Source organism: Pantoea sp. USMM079 (assembly GCF_037153115.1).
GTDB lineage: Bacteria > Pseudomonadota > Gammaproteobacteria > Enterobacterales > Enterobacteriaceae > Pantoea > Pantoea communis.
On sequence record NZ_JBBCKX010000064.1, the window covers coordinates 1 to 578 of the forward strand.

Genomic DNA, 578 nt, shown 5'->3' on the forward strand with positions numbered 1-578 from the left:
TGCGGACAGTGTCTGGTGGGTAGTTTGACTGGGGCGGTCTCCTCCCAAAGAGTAACGGAGGAGCACGAAGGTTGGCTAATCCTGGTCGGACATCAGGAGGTTAGTGCAATGGCATAAGCCAGCTTGACTGCGAGAGTGACGGCTCGAGCAGGTGCGAAAGCAGGTCATAGTGATCCGGTGGTTCTGAATGGAAGGGCCATCGCTCAACGGATAAAAGGTACTCCGGGGATAACAGGCTGATACCGCCCAAGAGTTCATATCGACGGCGGTGTTTGGCACCTCGATGTCGGCTCATCACATCCTGGGGCTGAAGTAGGTCCCAAGGGTACGGCTGTTCGCCGTTTAAAGTGGTACGCGAGCTGGGTTTAGAACGTCGTGAGACAGTTCGGTCCCTATCTGCCGTGGGCGCTGGAGAATTGAGGGGGGTTGCTCCTAGTACGAGAGGACCGGAGTGAACGCACCACTGGTGTTCGGGTTGTCATGCCAATGGCATTGCCCGGTAGCTAAGTGCGGAAAAGATAAGTGCTGAAAGCATCTAAGCACGAAACTTGCCCCGAGATGAGTTCTCCCTGACTCCC

The 578-nt window shown here is 55.7% G+C and carries 1 rRNA gene; it reads left to right on the forward strand.

Annotated features, from left to right (window positions below):
* Positions 1-578, forward strand: a 23S ribosomal RNA gene (locus tag WFP70_RS26510); the annotation flags it as partial.